This is a genomic window from Myxococcus qinghaiensis, assembly GCF_024198215.1.
Classification (GTDB): Bacteria; Myxococcota; Myxococcia; order Myxococcales; family Myxococcaceae; genus Myxococcus; species Myxococcus qinghaiensis.
The window spans coordinates 232,323-251,144 of sequence record NZ_JAKCFA010000012.1 but is presented as its reverse complement, the minus strand read 5'-3'; the positions used below and the strand labels follow the sequence as shown (position 1 = coordinate 251,144).

Below are 18,822 nucleotides of genomic sequence, written 5' to 3'. Positions count from 1 at the left end.
GAGTGCGGGGGAGTCACGTTGCGGCCCGTGGCCGTCCTTTCCCCCCATGGCGGCCCGGGAGGCACCATGTCCTCGCAGCGTCCTCGCTTCACTTCGACGTGTTCTCGATTCACCCTGGCCGCGTGGTTGTTCGCGGGAGTGTCGGGCTGTGGTGGCGGGCTCGACGCGGAGCCCTCCGTGCAGTCCGAGCCCGAGCTACGACAGTCCGAGCAGGGGCTGACGCAGGTGACGGGCTTTGGCAGCAACCCGGGCAACCTGGCGATGTATCGCCACGTGCCGACGGGCGTACCGGCGAACGCGCCGCTGGTGGTGGTGCTCCACGGCTGCACGCAGAACGCGACGGGCATGGAGCTGAGTGGTTGGACGGCGGCGGCCAACGTCTACAAGTTCTACGTGGTGTATCCGCAGCAATCGAGTGGCAACAACGCCACCAGCTGCTTCAACTGGTTCGAGCCGGGTGACATCGCGCGCGGCTCGGGTGAGGCGCTGTCCATCAAGCAGATGGTGGACGCGATGAAGGCGGCGTACTCCATCGACGCGTCGCGGGTGTACGTCGTCGGCTTCTCGGCCGGCGGGTACATGGCTCCGGCGCTGCTCGCCACGTATCCGGACGTCTTCTCCGCGGGGGCCATCAACGCGGGCGGGCCGTACAAGTGCGCCACGACGATGAACGCGGCGTTCTCGTGCATGAGCCCGGGCGCGGACAAGACGCCCGCGGCCTGGGGTGATTTGGCGCGCAGTGGCTACTCCGGCTACACGGGGCCGCGTCCGCCGGTGTCCATCTGGTACGGGACGAGCGACTTCACCGTCCGGCCGATGAACGGCACGGAGGCGATGGAGCAGTGGACCAACGTGCACGGCATCGACCAGACGCCTGACACGACGGAGACGGTGTCGGGCTTCCCGCACAAGGTCTACCGCGATGGCGCGGGCCGGGCCCTCGTCGAGACGTGGGAAATCACCGGCATGGGTCACGCGGTGGCGTTCGACGCGCAGTACAACTTCCCCGGCAGCAGCACGGCGTGTGGCTCCGTCGGCGGGTTCGTGACGGACATGAACATCTGCGCCGTGTACCACCAGGCGAAGTTCTTCGGCATCGTCGGAGGCGGTGGCGAGCCGAGCGGTGACACCACGCCGCCCACGGTGAACGTGACGTCTCCGGCGAGCGGGACGACGGTGACTGGCACGGTGAAGGTGGTGGTGAGCGCGTCGGACGCGGTGGGTGTCGCGCGGGTGGAGCTGCTGGTGGATGGCAGCGCGGTGGCCTCGGTCTCGGCGGCGCCGTACGAGTTCACCTGGAACAGCCAGGGCGTGGGCAACGGCGCGCACACGCTGGGGGCTCGGGCATATGACGCCGCGGGCAACCAGGCGACGGACAGCGATACCAGCGTCACGGTGAACAACACGGGGACGCCGACGTCCACGACGGCCACCTTCGCCAGCATCGCGGCGGAGGATGGATATCTGAAGGCGAACGCGGACGGCAGCGGCGTGGCGCTGGGGACGCTGACGAACCTGGCGTTGGGGCGCGGGACGGATGGGAAGTACAACCGCTCCTTCCTCTCGTTCGACACGTCGAGCCTGCCGGACGGCGCGACGGTGACGCGGGCATACCTCACGGTGAGCTACTCGTCGGGCTCGGGAGACCCCTGGTCGACGCCGACGGGGAACACGGTGGTCATCGATGTGAAGGCGGGCACGTTCAACGCCGCGTCCACGGAGGTGGCGGACTGGGCGGCGGCGGCCGGTGCGAGCGCGGTGGCGAGCATCGACAGGTTCGCGAGCGGGGCGAAGGCCTCGGCGGACTTCAACGGCGCGGGCCTGTCCTCCATCAACAAGACGGGCAGGACGCAGCTCCGGCTGCGCTTCAGCCTGGAGCAGACGGGGACGCAGTACCTGTTCCTGAAGGACTCGACGAACGCGGTGCTCACCGTCGGGTACACGCAGTAGCGTGAGACGGAGGGGACGGTGGCGTTTCCACTGTCCCCTCTTCCGCCGTGGCGTGGAGGGCTCAGTGGCTCTGCAGGCGATTCCAGCCTCGGGTGAGCTGTGCCACCAGGGTCCGCGCCTGCTGTCGCTGTGAGTGGCTCCACAGTCGGGGCTCGATGAACAGCGTGCCGCCGCTGCGCAGGGCGACCTCCCAGGCGAGCGCGGGCCGGCGTCGCATCGGCTCTGTCTCCAGCGCCATGGCCAGGCTCTCGGCCGTGAGGCGAACGCCCCGAAGGTAGCGCTCCGTCTGCGTCAGGCTCGCGCGTCGCCCCACCCACCAGTGCTTCACGGCGTGGGCATCCACGCGACCGGGCAGCACCCGAGGCCCGGGCAGCGTCTCGCGAAAGTCCTCCGGCGCGGGAGCGTCCTCTTCCTCCTCGGCGGAGTCCTCCTCCGAGAGTTCCTCCAGGATGAAGGGAGGCGCGAGCGGCAGGCCGGTGATGGCGGCGAAGGACGACGCGGCGAGCAGCCCACAGTCTTCGTCATGAAGCAGGGTAAGCAGTGCCTCCGCCGCGGCGAGCTTGCCGCTGAAGCCCAGCGCCCAGATGACCTCCTCGCGGACGTCTTCATCCGCGAGCCGACCCACCAGATCCGCGAAGTCCTTCGAGTCTCCCGCCACGGCCAGCGAGAGCAGCACCGTGCGCGGAGAAGGTTCCTGAGACAGGGCCCGCTCACGCGCCAGGTTCCACGCGTCACGTGAGCCGAACATCATGCCCACCTCCAGCGCGGCATCACGCACGACGGTGCTGTCGTGGCCCAGCGCGCGCTTCACCTGGGTGTCGCCCAGGGCTGTCCGAGGCGCGAACGGCAGGGCACGGAGGACCTCGGCCTGAAGGGCGTCATCGCCGGTCAACGTGTCGGGCAAGGCGAGCCGCTGGAGTCGTCTCGCTCGGATGACTCCCGCCTGGAGCTCGGGTGGAAGTCCGGGCAGTCGCTTCAGGAAGGCCGCGTGGAGGTCATTGCGCGCGAGCAGCTCCAGCGCGCGAAGGATGCCGGGACCCGCCTCCTCGGGAGTGGCCTCGAGGCACTTGAAGACGGCCTCGTGCCCGCTCGAATCATCGGAGGAGAGCAGCACCCAGGTGGCCACGGCGATGCGAGCGGGTTCCTCGGAGGCGAGCGCAGGCAGCAGGAAGCGCCGGGCCGCGGGAGGACCTCCCAGGACGAGCGCATCCAGATGGGCGAGCAGCCGTCCCTCGTCTCCCTGGGAGACCTCCGGGAGGGTGAGCTCCGGACTCCAGAGGGCCTGTTCCCATTGCGTCCAGAGGAACTCGGCTTCTTCGAGGTGATGCTCCAGCAGCTCCCAGCGAACGGTGGGCCGACGAATGTTCACAGCTCCTTTTCGCAGACCAGGCACCTGGCCTTCATCTCGTCCTGGCCGAGCGCGATGACGGGCCCCTGGAGCAGCGGCGCGGGCGGGGTGTTCTTGTCGTTGTGGAGCATGAGGTCGAAGGTCCGCGCCACGCTCTTTCCTTCGAATTTCACGTCGAAGGAGTAGTTGACGAACTCGGCCTTGCCCTTGGTCTTGCTGGAGGCGACGCCGCCGCCTGCGGTGCCCGCCTCGTCACCGCTGCTGGTGCTGAAGTTGGAGTCCTCGACGCAGACGGGCTTGCCGTCCACGGAGACCTTCTTCGTGCCCTTCGCGGTGTCCGAGGACATGGCGATGTTGGGGTACGGGATGGGGATGGGGCCGGCGGGGCTGGGCGTCTTGCACACGTCGGGGAAGGCGATGGTGTTCCCGCCGGTATCCTTGTGGACGACGGACAGCTTGTTGACACCGACGGTCGCGCTCATGGTGGGTGACTCCTGACGAGGCCGGGCCTCGAGTGTCGTGCGACAAGTGTATCGCTCCCGGGGCGCTGGCACGAGCGGGGGTGGTGGTTCGGGGTGACGCCTCGTGGAAGACTCTGTTTTCAGGCGATGGAGGCCGAGGCGCGCATGGTGGGATGGGTCCAGGTGATGGGGATGTCGTCGTCATTGGGGGGGCTTTGGCCCGCCTCGGCGGCGTTTCGAGCAGGGACGGCCTGGCCGTCGGCTGCGCCCGACTTCGAGGTGTTCCTGAAGGGCGATGAGGAGCCGAGCCCCGTCACGGTGCACGCGGCGGGAGACGCCACCCTGGGTTTCTCCGGCGTGGGGCGACTGGTGGCGCTGCTGGCGGAGGCGCTGGTGGACCTGGGGACGAGGGAGGACCTGCGAGCGCTGGGGCCGCACGTGGGGCTCTACCTGGTGTTGCCGGACCCGGAGGCGCGGGGCTTCACGACCCAGAAGGACCCGTTCGAGGAGGACCCGGACGAGGTGTCGGAGCGCATCGCGTTGCTGGTGGACCGGCTGGTGAAGGGGACGTGGCAGGCGTTGGGCCTGCCGGCGTGGAGGGGACAGGTGAAGGCGTTCCACGCGGGGAACGTGGCCTTCGCGCAGGCGTTGGCGGTGGCGGGAGAGGACCTGCGAGGTTCGAAGGTGGAGCGTGCGTTGGTGTGCGCGGTGGACAGCTTCATCTCGCCGGAGACGCTGACATTGCTGCACCAGCGGGAGCGGCTCAAGACGCCGGGGATGGCCACGGGGTTGATGGCGGGAGAGGCCGCAGTGGCGCTGTTGCTGGTGCGTGAGGCGCCGGTGGAGCCGAGCCTGGCGGTTGTGCGGGTGGCGCAGGGGCGTGATGCGGCGCCGATGGATGGGGAGCAGCCGCCGGATGGGCAGGAGCTGACGCGACAGGTGCTCGCGGCGCTGGGGCCGATGGGGGCGGAGGCGTCCGCGCCGTTGCTCGTGTCGGACCATGATGGCCAGTACGCGAGGGCGTTCGAGTGGGGAATGCTCCAGGTGCGCCTGAGGGACACGGATGCCCGCTTCGAGCGAGGCGCGGTGTGGATGCCGGCGAAGAGCTTCGGGCACACGGGAGTGGCGTCTGGGGCCATGGCGACGGCGCTGACGTTTCGGGCACTGGAGCGGGGTTACGCGCCCGCGCCCGTGGTGCTGGTGCTCTCCTCGGCGGAGGCGGGAGAGCGGGCGGTCATCCACCTGACGGCGGGGCGCAAGCGCGGCACGTAGGCGGGGTTCAGAGCTCCATGCCGTTCCAGCCTTCGGCCTCGTAGACCTTGAAGCCGGTGAGTCCTGCCTGCTCGAAGGCGGCGAGGACGTCTTCGCGAATGAGGATGAGGCGGCGCTCCAGCGTGCAGCGAAACATCTTGGCCTGGGGACGGATGGAGTCTGTCTTGAGGGCCAGCTCTTCAATGAGGCCGATCTGGTCCTTCTCGATGGAGTCCATCTCGTAGGTCGAGCGCTCCATGTCGATGGCGTCCTCTGCACCGAGCAGATTGAGAAAGGCATAGTCGGGACCTACGACGTTGCCTTTGTGGTCCTTGACCACGACGGTCAGCCACTCTGCATTGGTGATTTCCAGCGACTCGATGACCTTGCGAGCCCGTCCCGAGACGAGCAGGTTGCTCATGAGGTTGGGCTGGAAGTCATACAGGTTCCGGTCATCGGGGTAGTTCTTGGAGAAGGAGACTTCGCCACCCATGGGAAAATCCTTGGCGAGGCTGATGCCTTCATCGAACTTCCAGTCCGTAGGACTCCCCCTGGCATGCTCTTCGATGTAGCCCGCTTCTTCACCCCGGACCTTGAAGACGAAGTATTTCACAGACAGTCCCGCCCTCTTCGGTGGTGAACGCGCTTCATGCTTCCTCTTCGGACTCTTCCATCCATCGCAGGAAGCGCATGGCGCCCACCAGTGCGAGGACGGGTCCCCCCTCTTCATCACTGAAGCGGATGGCGTCGTGTTCGTCCGAAAGGCTGACCTGGATGCAATACATGGCCATGTCCTTGCCCGGTCGGACCAGGTCCTTCATCCGTGCGTCGATGACGCGAGAATGCAGTTCCAGGACCTCGGTGTAGACCTCGTCCAGGGGAAGCAGGACCCCACGGACTCCCTCGCGCGCCGTGACGAAGCAGGGCACTTGTTCCTCAAGGACCCGAGCGACGATGTCAGCGGGCTGTTCTTCAATGCAATTGGCTTCGAACATGGTGATTTCAGAGTTCCAGGCCGTTCCAGCCTTCAGCGTTGTAGACCTTGAAACCAGTCAGTCCCGCCTCGACGAAGGCAGCATGGACGTCTTCACGGATGAGGATGAGGCGGCGCTCCATGGTGCAGCGGAACATCTTGGCCTGAGGGCTGATGGCGTCGTACTTGAGCACTAGATTTTTGACGCGGCCGATTTGGTCTTTCTCCAGGGAATCCATCCTGTAGACCGAGCGCTCCATGTCGATAGCAGGCTCAGCGCCCTGTAGATTGAGGAAGGCGTAGTCGGGGCCAACGACATTGCCCTTGTGATCCTTGACGACGACGGGCAGCCACTCGGCGTTGGTGAGTTCCAACGACTCGATGAGCTTGCGAGCCCTCCCTGAAACCAGGAGGTCGCTCATCAGATTGGGCTGGAAGTCGTAGAGGTTCCGATCATCGGGGTAGTTCTTGGAGAAGGACACCTCGCCGCCCATGGGGAACTCCCTGGCAAGGCTGATGCCTTCATCGAACTTCCAGTCAGTAGGGCTCCCCTTGGGATACTCGTCGATGAACCCTGCTTCTACCGCCATGACCTTGAAGACGAAGTATTTCATAGGGGTGATGGCCGTAGGGCTTGAGTGGCTCAGAGTTCGAAACCGTCCCAACCCTCGGCGTCATAGACCTTGAAGCCAGTCAATCCAGCTTGCTCGAAAGCAGCGTGGACATCCTCACGAATGAGGATGAGGCGGAGATATCCTTTGCAGCGGAACATCTTGGCCTGAGGGCTGATGGTTCCAGGCTTGAGAACAAGATTGTTGACTCGATCAATTTGGTCTTTGGCAATAGCGTCCATTCTGTAATCGGAGCGCTCCATGTCGATGGCATCTTCGGCGCCCTGCAAATTGAGGAAGGCATAGTCGGGACCCACGATGTTGCCTTTGTGGTCCTTGACGACGACGGGGAGCCATTCAGCGTTTGAGACCGCCAGCGAGTCGATGAGTTTGCGGGCTCGTCCTGAAACCAGGAGGTCGCTCATCAGGTTGGGCTGGAAGTCGTAGAGGTTCCGGTCATCGGGATAGTTGTCCGAGAAAGAAACGTCTCCACCTGTGGGAAAATCCTTGGAAAGGCTGATGCCTTTCTCAAATTTCCAATCGGCTGGGCTGCCACGAGGATACTCGTCAATGAACCCTGCTTCTTCAGCTGAGATTTTGAATACGAAATATTTCATGATGAGTAGTTCCTTTTGTTAATAGAGCGAACCCCACTCGTAGCGACTCTTTGCCTTCAAATCCTTGGGGGCATAGCGCACGAGGTGGTGCTTGTACTCTTTACCTTGGGTGACGGCTGCCACTACGGCCCGGCTCAACTTCACGAGCATTCTCCAATAGTCGTCCTCCAAATTCTTCAATTTGGTGAAGATGTCGACCACAAGCAGTTTGTGGTCGCTATTGGAGTCAATCTTCTCCTGAATTCTCTGTGCGATGGTTTTCATATCCCGCATCACCTGCTGCGTGTAATTGGGATGGTCACCCGGGTGTTGCAGGAGCGCATGGACCGGCACTGCCCATGCCTGGTCCGGAAGCATGATGATGTTGTGACCGTGATTCAGGTTGTACTCGGACTGGAGAATCAGCCGGAGCTGCTGGTACGTGAAGGCAGGCCCGCTCTTCAGCTCGTAATAGAACGCCGAGCCCGGGAGGATGTGGTGGGCCTCCCATGCGTACGGGTACTTCTGGAGCGCGGGTTTCTTCTCCTTGTCCTTCGCCCCCGGATTGAAGTTCTCCGGCGGTCCTCCCGGGAACTCCGCTGTCTCGCGCACCATGTCCCGGATTTCATCCAGGTGGGGATGGTCGAACACCCGGTACACGCCGCGCCCGTCCAACGACGCGATGTAGTCCGAGCCGTTCTGCGCATAGTAGTTGTCCTTGCCGAGCACCCCGCGCGGCTGCGCGTTGCTGTCGACATGGTCGGCGTCGTCCGCGGATTCCTCCGCCGGCTTCGGCTTCTTCTTCTTCGCCTCCTTGGCCGCCGCGTACTTCCGGTCCCGGCTTCGCTCGAAGATGGCCAAGAGGCGCTGCGACAGCGCCGTGTTCATCTCGTTCGCACTGAGGTTGCTCATGCGCACACCCACCCTGGAGCGAGGCTGGCGCAAGGTCGCCACCCCGTGACGTCAATGCTGCCCGAAGGCTCGTTTCCAGGCTACGCTCACCCGCACTTCTCCCATGGCTCGCCTGATTTCCCTTCGCGCTGACGCGGCTGACTCACTGGGTGAAAGACTGAGCCGTTTCGACCCCGGTGCCGACCGCCCCAGTCTCCTGACCCGGCTCGACGGCATCACCCTCGACCTGCACGTCATCGCCGTCGCCACCCTGCTCGTCGATGGCAACCCCCAGGGGTTCTTCCTCAACCTCTGCCGGATGGCCGAGAACGCTCGCCGCCTCCACCTCCTCCTTGAGGCTCGCGGCCTCCCTCCTCCCCCCGCCCGGCGCAATACCCCCCTCCTGGGTGCCCTCGGCGCGGGCCACTTCCCCCTGGCCGAGGCCGTCGCCGCCGCCTCCAGCACCCAGTGGCAACAGGGCGCCGAGTACGAGGACGAGTTCCTCTGGGCCTCCGCCCTCCAGCTCCTCGCGCGCACCCCACCCGCCTCGCCCGTCGCCCTGGAGCGCGTGCTCGTTCCCCTGGAGAAGGTGGGCAAGGAGCCCTACGCCAGTCGCGTCGCCGTCGCTCGGGCCCTGGCCTCCTCGGACCGGACCGCCTTCGCCGAGGCCTTCTCCACCGCGTGTCTCGAACATGGCCTCGACATCGAGAAGCGCGCTCGCTCGCAGTCGACGCCCGTGACGTCCTTCGCGCCACATCGGTTCATCTGGCTGGAAGGACTCGCCCTGTTGAGGCTGGCCGAGCGCGCCGGCATCGCTCCCGAGGACACCAGCTTCCGCTACTGCCCTCCCCTCGCCCGCGTGCCCATGACGGTGACGTACACGGGCGACTGGGCCCTCCAGACGACTCCGGCGGAGTAGCCAGCGTCACCTTTGGCGATGGGTTGCATGGGGACGAACCGTGCCGCGTCGTCGCACGTCACCCAGCCCAAGAGACTGTCTGCGAGTGAGTCTCTCCTCGCCCTCGGACGTCACCCAGTCCCGACGGGTTGCCCGGGAACGAGCCCCTCCGCGCCATCACACGTCACCTGGATGGAGCGCAGCTCCGTCGGCTCGCGCTGCAAGGCGAACGTGCCTCGCCACACGAGGAACAGCTTCATCGCATCCGTGTCGATGACGACCGTGTCCAGCTTCAGCTCCAGGTCCGCGTCGTCCAGGTTTCGTGCTCGCGGGGCCAGCACTCGTGGCGGTGTCAGCGCGGGCAGCTTGAAGCCCATCACCCCTCCGGGCGTCACGTTCCCTAGCAACACGGACTCACCACCTCGCAGGTACTCCGTGACGAGCTGGTCCTTGGGCGCGCCATTCAGGAAGCGCCGGTCGAAGTCCTTCGGCAACAACGGGCTGCGCGACTTGCGCCACGCGTCGTCGTACGTCCCCGCGTAGGACGCTCGCGGTTGCCAGTGCGGCTCGATGAAGCCGAACCCCATGGGCGTCGGGCACTGGCCCCATGTCTTCAACAACTCACCGGGCGACTCCAGATTGGGCAGCCGCAGCCCTTCCTCGAATCGACTCCCCCTGGCGCGGAAGCCCGTGCCCAGCGGGTTGCGAGGCTCGAACGTGTGCTTCGCGGCGTCCTGCCCGCTCTTGTCCCAACCCCCGAAGGACCGCTCGTACCGCAGGGGGATGCGCTCGAAGGCGAGCGGCTGGGTGATGCCGATACCCCCCAGGCTCTTGAACCACGTCCTGTCTCCCACCACGCGCACCTGCTTGTGGATGGGCCCGACATGCAGCTCCGCGAGCAGCTCGCGCGTCCCCATCTTGGGCGCATGCGCGTGTCCCAGCAGCACCACGTCCGTGCCGACCTTGGTGAACGCGCCTTCGGGCTCCAGGCGCGGGCTGGACGTCTCTTCTCCGTCCCAGCGCTCACCCGCAACCATCAGGGGCGCCTGCTCCTCCGCGAGCACCGGCGCGCCGCGAGGCTTCAAGTCGAACGTGGCCTTCACCACGGGCACGAAGAGGGGACGCAGCACCTCATCGGTGAGGAACAGGGGCTCGAAGATGAAGGGGGTGCGGTTCTCGGTGGACGGGTGCCCCATGTTTCATCTCTATCAGTCCCCGTGAGCGCGTGACAGGACGGCAGGGCCACCCGAGTGGACGCGTGTGCGACGCGGATGCAAGCATGCTGGAATCCCCCGTGACACCCTCCCACCTCCAGCCCGGTCCGGACGAGACGCTCGACTCCATCGGCACGGCGGGCGTGCGCGTGTTTCAGCGACGCAATGGCTACCGGTTCACGCTGGATGCCGTGCTGCTCGCGCACTTCGCGGCCACCGAGTCCACCACGGGCCCGGCGAGTCCTGTCCTGGAGCTGGGCGCGGGCAGCGGTGTGGTGTCATTGCTCCTGGTGAAACAATTCGGCCTGGGGCCCGTGGATGCGCTGGAACTCCAGCCCGCGGTGTTCGCTCGGCTCACTCGCGCCGTGGCGCTCAACGCCTGTGAGGCCCGGGTTCGGCCGGTGCTCGGAGACCTGTGTCGCATCCGGGAGTTCGTCTCCGGTGGAGCCTACGGCCATGTCGTGTCGAACCCTCCATTTCGAGTCGCCGACGCGGGAGTGCGCAGCCCGGATGACGAGCGCGCCATCTCCAAGTCGGAGGTGGCCTGTGATGCCCAGGCCGTCATCACGGCTGCGCGCTACGCGCTCGCTCCCGGGGGACTGGTGAGCCTGGTGTATCCCGCGGCGCGCGCGGCCGAGGTGCTCGGGTGGCTGGCCCAGGCGAAGCTGCATCCTCGCGTCCTGCGCTTCGTGCACTCGCGCGTGGATGCTCCCGCGACACGGTTTCTCGTGCAGGCCCTGCGTGACAGGGACAGGGGCCTCACCGTGCGCCCGCCGCTCGTCGTCCATGGCGACGGGCCTGGAGGCTACTCGCCCGAGGTCGCCGCGCTGATGGACCCGCCCCTCGCGGAGCAGGCCCTGCCTCCGAGCGAGAGCGACTGAGCGGCTACCCGACCGGAGGCGCGGTGCGGCGCATCACCACGGCGCTGGCGGGACACGCGCCTCGAAGCTCTTCGGAAGCCTGGAACTCGGGAGGGAGGTTGGCTCGCTCGATGCGAGTGAACCCGAAGCGCGGGAAGTAGTCCTCCGCCGTCGTGGTGAGCAGGAACACCGCGCCCAGTCCCTCTGCCTCCGCCTTCTGGACCAGCCGGTGAATCAACTCCGCGCCCAGCCCTTGTCCCTTCCGCGCGGGGGCGACGACGAAGCGGAGCAAGGCGCCGGTGGCGTACACCTCGAGACCGGCGGCCCCGACGATGGCGCCCTCGTGTTCAGCGACAAGGAACCCAAGCAGGTGCCGTGCGACTCCCTGGAGTGGAAGTCCCGCCGAGCTCAACAGGGCTTCGACAGGGCCCAGGTCCTCGGGTCGGGCAGGCCGCAGCGTGACAGTCATCGTGACCACTCCTCTCGGGACAGGAAGTCGACCACACGGGCACGGACTTCGTCCCGAATCTCGCGCACCCGCTCGACGGGCTTGCCCTTGGGGTCCTCCAGGGGCCAGTCGCCTCGCTTCAACCCGGGGACGACAGGACACGCATCGCCACACCCCATGGTGATGAGCCATTGGGCGTCTTGCGCCAGCGCGTCCGTGAGAAGCTGGGGCCGAGCCGTCGACAGGTCGATGCCCACCTCCGCCATGGCGGCGCGCACCTCGGGATGGACCTGCGTTCCTGGGTTCGTTCCCGCCGACAGGGCCCGTGCCTTGGTGGGGTCCGCCATCGCATTGAAGAAGGCCGCCGCCATCTGCGAGCGCCCCGCGTTGTGGATACAGGCGAAGATGACGAGGTTCATGTCGAGGCCTCCGGAAAGAGTCTGCGCCGCAGCCACAGCGACAGATAGACGAGGGCGATGAGCGCGGGCACTTCAATCAAGGGCCCCACCACGCCCGCGAGCGCTTCGCCCGAGGCCATGCCGAAGACACCCACCGCGACGGCGATGGCCAGCTCGAAGTTGTTGCCCGCGGCGGTGAAGGAGAGCGAGGCCGTCTCCTCGTAGTTGAAGCCCAGCTTTCGCGAGAGGAAGAAGGCGCTCGTGAACATGATGGCGAAGTAGACGAGCAGCGGCAGGGAGATGCGAACGACGTCCAGGGGAAGGCGCGTCATCTTCTCGCCCTGCATCGCGAACATGAGGACGATGGTGTACAGCAGCCCCAGCAGCGCGGTGGGTCCCAGGCGCGGGAGGAAGCGCTGCTCGTACCACGCCTCGCCCTTCCACTTCGTGAGGACGCCGCGAGTCAGCGCACCCGCGATGAGAGGTACCCCGAGGAAGATGAGCACGCTCCGGGCGATGCTCCACATCGACACGTCGAACACCGCTCCCGTCTGGCCGAACCACCCCGGGATGACGGTGAGGAAGAGCCATCCGAGCACCGAGTAGAAGAGAATCTGGAACACCGAGTTGAGCGCCACCAGGACGGCGGCCACCTCGTTGCTTCCACAGGCGAGCATGTTCCAGATGAGGACCATGGCGATGCAGCGAGCCAGTCCGATGAGGATGAGGCCGTTGCGATAGTGGGGCAGGTCCGGAAGGAACAACCACGCCAGGGCGAACATCAGCACGGGGCCCACGACCCAGTTGAGCACCAGCGAGGTGGCGAAGAGCTTGCCTCGCGTCTTCAGTTGCCCGAGCTCGCCGTAGCGCACCTTCGCCAGCACCGGGTACATCATCCACAGCAGTCCCAGCGCGATGGGCAGTGAGACGGTGTCCAGCTTCACCGTGTCGAGCCGTGTGCCCAGGTCCGGGAACGCTCGGCCCAGGCCGATGCCCAGCGCCATGGCCACGACAATCCACACGGGCAGCAGCCGGTCGAGCAGGGAGAGCTTCCTGGCGATACCGACAGGGACCGTCAACGAGTTCATGGGGGCCTCAGGTGCATGCATCGGGGCCACACGCCTTGAGGAGTCGCGCCACTTCACGGCGAATCGCATCGCGTGAAGCGAAGGCCGCGACGAGGGCCTTCACCTGGGAGTCACACAGCGCATCCAACTGAGGGGAGAGCCGGTAGTACACCCAGCTTCCTTCCCGTCGTGACTCGACGAGGCCCGCGGCCTTGAGGACGGCGAGCTGCCGCGAGGTGTTGGACTGAGGGAGGTCGAGCGCGCGCTCGAGGTGACAGACGCACAGCTCCGAATGCGACAGGAGCGCGATGATGCGCAGGCGCGTCTCATCGCCCAGCGCCTTGAGGGTCCGACTCAGGGGACGGACTTCGAGAGTCGAGGCGGTGACAGACATGATGACATGACGATATTTGAATATCGTCATGTCGGCAATCGAGATTTCCGCGTCACGCGGCGAAGCGCGCCTGGTGGCTCGGACAGGTGACGCGGCTACTCGGCGCCCAGGCGCTTCGTGTTCGTCACCTGGAGGCCGCCACCCTCGGACGCGGTGATGAACACCTCGCTGCGCGAGGGCACGTCGAGTGTCATGCGGCGCTGCTGCTTGCCCAGGGTGAACGTCACCGCGAGCTCGCGCCGCCCTGGCTTCACGTCCTGGATGAGTCCACCCGAGCCTCCTTCTTCACCCTTGCGTGCACCGTCCAGCGTCACGTCGCAGGACTTGAGGCAGCGGACATGGAGCCGCGATGCATCCGCGAGTCCCGCTTGCGTGCGCGCCTCCTCGACGTCCGCGAGTGCTCTGTGCTTCGTGAGGATGACCCGGCCCTTCGAGTCACCCTGGTAGGTGGCCTCCGTGCCCGCGGGCACGTCGACGTAGCTGGCGAAGAGCTTCCGGTTGAGCAGGTCCGCGGTGCCCTCCACGCGGCGCTTGCCGGGCTCCACGTCCCGGAACTCCCAGGTCCGTTCGTCTCGCCGTGTTCCCCTGCGCTCGTCGAGCATCACCGTGCAGGCCTCCAGGCAGCGCACGAGGGCCACGCTCTTCGCGGTGGACGGTGGCGGTGGGGGAGGGCTCGGGGTCTTCTCGGTGCCTCCAGGCGCGACTCGCGCGGTTCCCTCCACCCACTCGGGAGTGCCGGGTGACGTGGTGCTCTCCTTGCGCACGACGATGCGCTGGTTGCTGACGAGGTAGACGGTCGCCAGGGCCGTGTCGGGGATGTCCGCGAAGCCGCTCGCCAGGGGGCGACCGAGCACTCCCGTGGCCTCCACCCGACGGGCTCCCGGGGTGATGCCCTGGAACTCCCAGAGGGCCTCGTTGACTCGACGCCCTCGCTTCCCGTCGAAGACCACCGTGCACGTCTCCGTACAGCGCACGCTGACGGTGACGCCTTCTTGCGCGAAGGCCGGGGCGGACAGCGACAACGCCAGGGACAGGAACACGTCGCGGAGGGCCATGGAGGGACCAGTCTGGCGCCGGCCGTGCTCCGGGTCGAGCCGCCTGGCTCTCCACCCGTGAGGCGTCGAGTGGAGCGGCCGTGAGCCCGCCTGGTCACCGAGGGAGGAGGATGTGGCCGCGCGTGCGACTCGGCCAGTCCGTTCCCAACGTACCCAGGTTTCCCGGATGGGCCCATGCATGGCCCCCCAGCAAGGAGAACAGGGCATGAACGCGGTGATGCTGACCGAGCAACCCGACATCCTCAAGGCAGCGGCCTTGCTGCCTCCACGCCTGTCACTGGGCTCGACGATGGTGGTCCATGGGCTGGCCAAGCTGCGCAAGGAAGGCACCGAGCAGCACGCGGGCTTCTTCGAGCAGCTCGGGCTCACTCCCGCCCGGCCCCTGGTGCTGGCCACGGGGGTGACGGAGGTGCTCGCCGGCGTGAGCGCCATCCTGGGCTTCGCCACCCGACCCGCCGCGCTGGCCGTGCTCGTCACCCAGGCCTTCGCCATCGCGAAGGTGCATGGCTCCAAGGGCTTCGACAACACCAAGGGCGGGTACGAGTTCAACGTCGCGCTGTGTGCCATCGCGCTCGGGTTGCTGCTGCGTGGACCGGGGCAACTGTCGGTGCACAGCGCCCTGGAGGGGCGCGTGAAGCGCAAGGAGCTGCGTCGGTTGAGGCTGCTGCCTCGCCAGCGGCGTCGTTCCTGGCTCCTGGACCTGCTCGGCTAGGGGGCCCGTAGGGGGAGTGGGGGTGCCCGGTGACGCACATGCCAGCGTCGGGGCCTGAGTGTGTGTGTCGCCTGCCCGCCTGCTGATGGGGCGGGCACATGTGGGCTGTCCCTGGAGGGCCTGGAGCCTCATAAGATGCGCGGGCCCATGCTTCCGTCCGCCTTCGTCCTGCTGGCGCTCGCCACCTCGCCGGGTTCCTCCCCGGCGCGCGAGCCCGCTCCCTCCCACAAGTTCTCCACAGCGTCCGTCACCGAGAGCGCCGAGCTGCTGACCTCGGCCGGCTCCCAGTCCGTGCGCTCCGCGCTGGGTACGGAGTCCTCGGTCGTGAGCGCCGCGAAGCGCGCGGGAGATGGATCCGCGCTGGCCGTGCTGGGCGCGGATCATCCGAGCGTGGCCTCCGTGATGTTGCGCGCGGGAGCTGGTTCCGTGAAGGCCGTGGTGGGCACCGCTCACTCGAACGTGGCCTCCGCGATGTTGAGCGTGGGCGCTGGTTCCGTGCGCTCCGCCGCGAGCGAGTCTTCCTCCGCCGTGGCCACCACCGCGCTTCGCACGGGGACGCAGGCCGCGGGCACCGCGCTGGCTCGAGGCACTCCCGTCGCCACGGTTCAGCCGGCCCTGGCTTCTTCGTCGGACACCCCTTCCACCGTGCAGCCCGCTCCCGCCCAGGGCACCGTCTCCGACCTGGGCAACGCGGCGGCCCGAGCCGGCGCGGGCGCCCTCCGTGCCGCGGCCTTCGCACTGGGCTCCGGCGCCACCTTCGTCCTCTCCCCCGAGGAAGCCGAGGCTCGCTATGTCCGAGGCCTCGCGGCCCTCAAAGCGAAGGACACCGCCACCGCCATCATCGAGCTCTCCGCCTGCGTGAAGGCCCTGCCCACTCGCGTGGACTGCCGCTGGGAGCTGGGCTGGGCCTACTCCGTCGAAGGCCAGTGGGCGGAGTCGCTCACGCAGTGGACCGAGGTCCAGAAGCTCGACCCCGAGCACGCGGATTTGGACACCGCGCTCGCCCAGGCCCGAGGTCAGGCCGCCCTCCAGGCGAAGCTCTCCCAGTCCCAGCAACCCAGCACCCGTCCTCCCCCGCCCGCCGACGCCAAGGTGCGCATCCGCGCCGTGGGCGACATGATGCTCGGCACCACCATCCCCGAAGGCAACCTGCCACCCGATGGCGGCGGTAGCGTGATTGCGGGAGTGCTCCCCTTGATGCAGGACGCGGACGTCACGTTCGCGAACGTCGAGGGCCCCCTCTGCGACAACGGGAAGACGACCAAGTGCCGCTCGTCCGGCAACTGCTACGCGTTCCGCTCGCCCACCGCCTACGGCCAGTTCTTCAAGGACGCGGGCGTGGACCTGGCCTCCACCGCGAACAACCACTCGGGTGACTTCGGCGAGCTGTGCCGCCGCGAGACGGAGGCCACCCTCGACGCGCTCGGCATCGCGTGGAGCGGACCCCCGGGCTCCGTGGCCACCGTGGACCGCAACGGCCTGCGCATCGGCATGGTGGCCTTCCACACGTCGCCCTCCTGCAACCACCTCAACAACACCGCCACGGCCACGGCGCTGGTGCGCGCGGCGGCGGCCGAACACGACATCGTCATCGTCTCCTTCCACGGCGGCGCCGAGGGCGGCAAGGCGCTCCACGTCCCCAACGGTCGGGAGATGTTCTTCGGCGAGGACCGCGGTGACTTGCGCGCCTTCACGCACTCCGTGGTGGACGCGGGCGCGCACGTCGTCATCGGCCACGGGCCCCACGTCGTGCGCGGCCTGGAGTTCTACAAGGGCCGCCTCATCGCGTACTCGCTCGGCAACTTCGCCACCTACGGCCGCTTCAACCTCAAGGGCCCGCAGGGGCTCGGCATGGTGCTGGAGGTGGAGCTGAACAGCGCGGGTGACTTCACCGCCGGCCGCGTCCTCGCCACGAAGCAGGTGGACAAGGGCATCGCCGTCCCCGACGAGAAGGGCGCCGTCATCAAGCTCCTGCAGGACCTCACCGCCGAGGACTTCCCCGACTCCGGCGCCCGCATCTCCGAGGACGGCACCCTCCGCCGCGCGGGCAAGGGCCCCGTCTCCGCGCGCTGAACCTCGCGCCCTCCTTCACACGAGAACACCGCTGTCCCGACAACCGCACACCCACGCCCACGCGTTTCATCGCCGGGCTTTCTTGGAATGCGCCGTATCAGGACATGCCCGGGCGACTGTGCCGCACGCCGCGCGTGTGAGCTGTGCGTCACCGGAACTCACGCTGAAGACCGACTGCTGGCCGCACTGATGATCTCGTGATTGCGGCACCAATCATGACGCGACTCGCGGAGGCGCGTTTCACTCGCGTGCGTTACAAGGACCTCGCCGTGCGCGCACTTCGACTGCCACAGCTCTCCTCGCTTCGCGCCTTCGAGCATCCCGGCTATCTCGCGGTCTGGCTGGGCGCGCTCATCTCCAACATCGGCACCTGGATGGAGACGGTGGCGATGGGCGTGTACGTCACGCAGGTGACGGGCCGCGCGGAGTGGACCGGCGGCATCGTCGCCCTCGCCTATCTTCCCTCGCTGTTGCTGTCGCCCCTGGGCGGCGCGCTCGCCGACCGCTTCGACCGTCGCGCCTACGTGGCGGTGGGCACCGCCGTGCAGCTCGCGCTGGCCGCCGTGCTCACGGTGCTCGCGTTCACCGGCCACCTCAGCGTGCCCATCGTCGGCGTCGTCACGCTGCTCAACGGCTGCGCGAACACGCTCACCTATCCGGCCTTCTCCGCCATGCTCGCGGAGCTCGTCCCACCCCGCGACCTGCACAGCGCCATGAGCCTCAACTCGGCGCAGTACAACCTGGGGCGCATCATGGGCCCGCTGCTCGCGGCGCTGGTGCTCCAGGCCGGCGGCCCGCCGTGGGCGCTGTTCGTCAACACGCTGTCCTTCGTCGGAGTGCTCGTGGCGCTGTCGCGCGTGAGCATGCCCGTGCGTGACACCCCGCGCACGGTGGAGAGCCTCTGGGCCGGCATCACCCGAGGCATCTCCGTGGCGCGCACGGACGAGGACATCTCCCTGGTGCTCTGGGGCACGCTCTTCGTCGCCGCGCTGGTGGCGCCGTTCATCGGCCTGGTGCCTGTCTTCGCCATCAACGTCTTCGGACAAGGCGCCGCCGCCACGTCGCTGCTCGTCGCCTGCCAGGGCGCGGGCGCCGTGGTGGCCGCCGTGCTCGTGGGCACGCTCGCGGACTCGCTCGGGCACCGCAAGCTGCTGGGCTTCGCCGCCCTGTCCATCGGCGCCGTGTCAGCGCTCTACTGGATGTCGCCCACGCTGACGGTGGCCGCCGCAGGCATCTTCGTGCTCGGCGCCAACTACCTCACGCTGATGAGCGGCCTGCACGCCTTCGCCACCGCGCGCGTCCCTCGCGAGCTCCAGGCGCGCGTGAGCAGCCTGTACAGCATGGTGCTCGGCGGCGCGTACGCGGCGGGGGTCTGGGCCCAGGGCGCGCTCGCGGACCGCGTGGGCCTGCGCTTCGTCACCATCTGCGCCAGCGTCCTGTTCCTCGCCCTGGTGCTCACGCTGCGCCTGCTCAGCCCGCGCAGCTTCGAGCGCTCCCCGAGCTGACCTCCCGCACCTGCCGTGCCCGCGCCCTCCACGATGAGGGTGTACCCGAGGTCCACCTCCAGACATGAAGGTCGGTTCAGGTCTCAAAGGCCCTGCGCCCTCGCGCCTCGCGCGCTA

The 18,822-nt window shown here is 67.4% G+C and carries 20 protein-coding genes; 7 read left to right on the top strand and 13 right to left on the bottom strand.

Annotated elements, in window-relative coordinates; translation table 11 throughout:
* Positions 1 to 66: 66 nt before the first annotated feature.
* A complete protein-coding gene (locus LZ199_RS23810; protein ID WP_253996030.1) occupies positions 67 to 1,950 on the top strand; it encodes an extracellular catalytic domain type 1 short-chain-length polyhydroxyalkanoate depolymerase in 1,884 nt (627 codons plus the stop codon).
* A 61-nt stretch (positions 1,951 to 2,011) separates the two neighbouring features.
* On the opposite strand, the gene LZ199_RS23805 is transcribed toward LZ199_RS23810, so the two are convergent.
* Together LZ199_RS23805 and LZ199_RS23800 are read right to left on the bottom strand one after the other, a co-directional pair.
* The gene (locus LZ199_RS23805; RefSeq protein WP_253996029.1) at positions 2,012 to 3,319 is read right to left on the bottom strand and encodes a hypothetical protein; all 1,308 of its coding nucleotides are present in this window, start codon (positions 3,317 to 3,319) and stop codon (positions 2,012 to 2,014) included.
* Positions 3,316 to 3,780: a DUF4150 domain-containing protein gene (locus LZ199_RS23800; protein ID WP_163868660.1), complete on the bottom strand. Its 465-nt coding sequence runs from the start codon at positions 3,778 to 3,780 to the stop codon at positions 3,316 to 3,318. Before LZ199_RS23800 ends, LZ199_RS23805 begins: the two co-directional genes overlap by 4 nt.
* 144 nt (positions 3,781 to 3,924) lie before the next feature.
* Between LZ199_RS23800 and LZ199_RS23795 the strand changes: the two genes are divergently transcribed.
* A complete protein-coding gene (locus LZ199_RS23795) occupies positions 3,925 to 5,031 on the top strand; it encodes a hypothetical protein (protein WP_253996028.1) in 1,107 nt (368 codons plus the stop codon).
* 7 nt (positions 5,032 to 5,038) lie between these two features.
* Here LZ199_RS23795 and LZ199_RS23790 read toward each other — a convergent pair whose 3' ends face one another.
* Genes LZ199_RS23790 through LZ199_RS23770 form a run of 5 tightly spaced genes read right to left on the bottom strand, consistent with a single transcriptional unit; the run spans position 5,039 to position 8,102 of the window.
* Complete coding sequence (locus LZ199_RS23790) at positions 5,039 to 5,623, bottom strand: MXAN_0049 family immunity protein (protein ID WP_253996027.1); 585 nt, start codon at positions 5,621 to 5,623, stop codon at positions 5,039 to 5,041.
* Between the two features lie 34 nt (positions 5,624 to 5,657).
* Positions 5,658 to 6,005: a hypothetical protein gene (locus LZ199_RS23785; RefSeq protein WP_253996026.1), complete on the bottom strand. Its 348-nt coding sequence runs from the start codon at positions 6,003 to 6,005 to the stop codon at positions 5,658 to 5,660.
* 7 nt (positions 6,006 to 6,012) lie between these two features.
* Positions 6,013 to 6,597 (bottom strand): MXAN_0049 family immunity protein, encoded by a 585-nt coding sequence (locus LZ199_RS23780; RefSeq protein ID WP_253996025.1) that lies wholly within the window; start codon positions 6,595 to 6,597, stop codon positions 6,013 to 6,015.
* 29 nt (positions 6,598 to 6,626) lie between these two features.
* Positions 6,627 to 7,211: an imm11 family protein gene (locus LZ199_RS23775; protein WP_253996024.1), complete on the bottom strand. Its 585-nt coding sequence runs from the start codon at positions 7,209 to 7,211 to the stop codon at positions 6,627 to 6,629.
* Between the two features lie 18 nt (positions 7,212 to 7,229).
* Positions 7,230 to 8,102 carry an MXAN_0050 family toxin nuclease gene (locus LZ199_RS23770; RefSeq protein WP_253996023.1) on the bottom strand — a complete coding sequence of 291 codons (873 nt, stop codon included), beginning with the start codon at positions 8,100 to 8,102 and terminating at the stop codon, positions 7,230 to 7,232.
* Between the two features lie 103 nt (positions 8,103 to 8,205).
* Here LZ199_RS23770 and LZ199_RS23765 point away from each other — a divergent pair, with 103 nt between their 5' ends.
* The gene (locus tag LZ199_RS23765; RefSeq protein ID WP_253996022.1) at positions 8,206 to 9,000 is read left to right on the top strand and encodes an Imm49 family immunity protein; all 795 of its coding nucleotides are present in this window, start codon (positions 8,206 to 8,208) and stop codon (positions 8,998 to 9,000) included.
* Positions 9,001 to 9,110: 110 nt separating this feature from the next.
* Here LZ199_RS23765 and LZ199_RS23760 read toward each other — a convergent pair whose 3' ends face one another.
* Entirely contained in the window at positions 9,111 to 10,175 is a 1,065-nt protein-coding gene (locus LZ199_RS23760) for a DUF2169 family type VI secretion system accessory protein (RefSeq protein WP_253996021.1), read from the bottom strand.
* Between the two features lie 83 nt (positions 10,176 to 10,258).
* Between LZ199_RS23760 and LZ199_RS23755 the strand changes: the two genes are divergently transcribed.
* Positions 10,259 to 11,074: a tRNA1(Val) (adenine(37)-N6)-methyltransferase gene (locus LZ199_RS23755; RefSeq protein WP_253996020.1), complete on the top strand. Its 816-nt coding sequence runs from the start codon at positions 10,259 to 10,261 to the stop codon at positions 11,072 to 11,074.
* Positions 11,075 to 11,078: 4 nt separating this feature from the next.
* Here LZ199_RS23755 and arsN2 read toward each other — a convergent pair whose 3' ends face one another.
* From arsN2 to LZ199_RS23730, 5 genes are all read right to left on the bottom strand, one after another.
* The gene (arsN2, locus tag LZ199_RS23750; protein ID WP_253996019.1) at positions 11,079 to 11,522 is read right to left on the bottom strand and encodes an arsenic resistance N-acetyltransferase ArsN2; all 444 of its coding nucleotides are present in this window, start codon (positions 11,520 to 11,522) and stop codon (positions 11,079 to 11,081) included.
* Positions 11,519 to 11,920, bottom strand: a complete 402-nt coding sequence (locus LZ199_RS23745; protein ID WP_253996018.1) for an arsenate reductase/protein-tyrosine-phosphatase family protein — start codon at positions 11,918 to 11,920, stop codon at positions 11,519 to 11,521. Before LZ199_RS23745 ends, arsN2 begins: the two co-directional genes overlap by 4 nt.
* On the bottom strand, positions 11,917 to 12,987 hold the full coding sequence (gene arsB, locus LZ199_RS23740) for an ACR3 family arsenite efflux transporter (protein WP_253996017.1): 1,071 nt from the start codon (positions 12,985 to 12,987) through the stop codon (positions 11,917 to 11,919). Before arsB ends, LZ199_RS23745 begins: the two co-directional genes overlap by 4 nt.
* A gap of 7 nt (positions 12,988 to 12,994) precedes the next feature.
* Positions 12,995 to 13,390: an ArsR/SmtB family transcription factor gene (locus tag LZ199_RS23735; protein ID WP_253996016.1), complete on the bottom strand. Its 396-nt coding sequence runs from the start codon at positions 13,388 to 13,390 to the stop codon at positions 12,995 to 12,997.
* A gap of 65 nt (positions 13,391 to 13,455) precedes the next feature.
* Positions 13,456 to 14,415 (bottom strand): hypothetical protein, encoded by a 960-nt coding sequence (locus tag LZ199_RS23730; protein WP_253996015.1) that lies wholly within the window; start codon positions 14,413 to 14,415, stop codon positions 13,456 to 13,458.
* 205 nt (positions 14,416 to 14,620) lie between these two features.
* Between LZ199_RS23730 and LZ199_RS23725 the strand changes: the two genes are divergently transcribed.
* The 3 genes from LZ199_RS23725 (at position 14,621) to LZ199_RS23715 (ending at position 18,705) form a co-directional block, all read left to right on the top strand.
* Positions 14,621 to 15,127 carry a DoxX family protein gene (locus LZ199_RS23725; RefSeq protein ID WP_253996014.1) on the top strand — a complete coding sequence of 169 codons (507 nt, stop codon included), beginning with the start codon at positions 14,621 to 14,623 and terminating at the stop codon, positions 15,125 to 15,127.
* Between the two features lie 147 nt (positions 15,128 to 15,274).
* Positions 15,275 to 17,200: a CapA family protein gene (locus tag LZ199_RS23720; RefSeq protein ID WP_253996013.1), complete on the top strand. Its 1,926-nt coding sequence runs from the start codon at positions 15,275 to 15,277 to the stop codon at positions 17,198 to 17,200.
* A gap of 269 nt (positions 17,201 to 17,469) precedes the next feature.
* Entirely contained in the window at positions 17,470 to 18,705 is a 1,236-nt protein-coding gene (locus LZ199_RS23715) for an MFS transporter (RefSeq protein WP_253996090.1), read from the top strand.
* Positions 18,706 to 18,822: the final 117 nt, after the last annotated feature.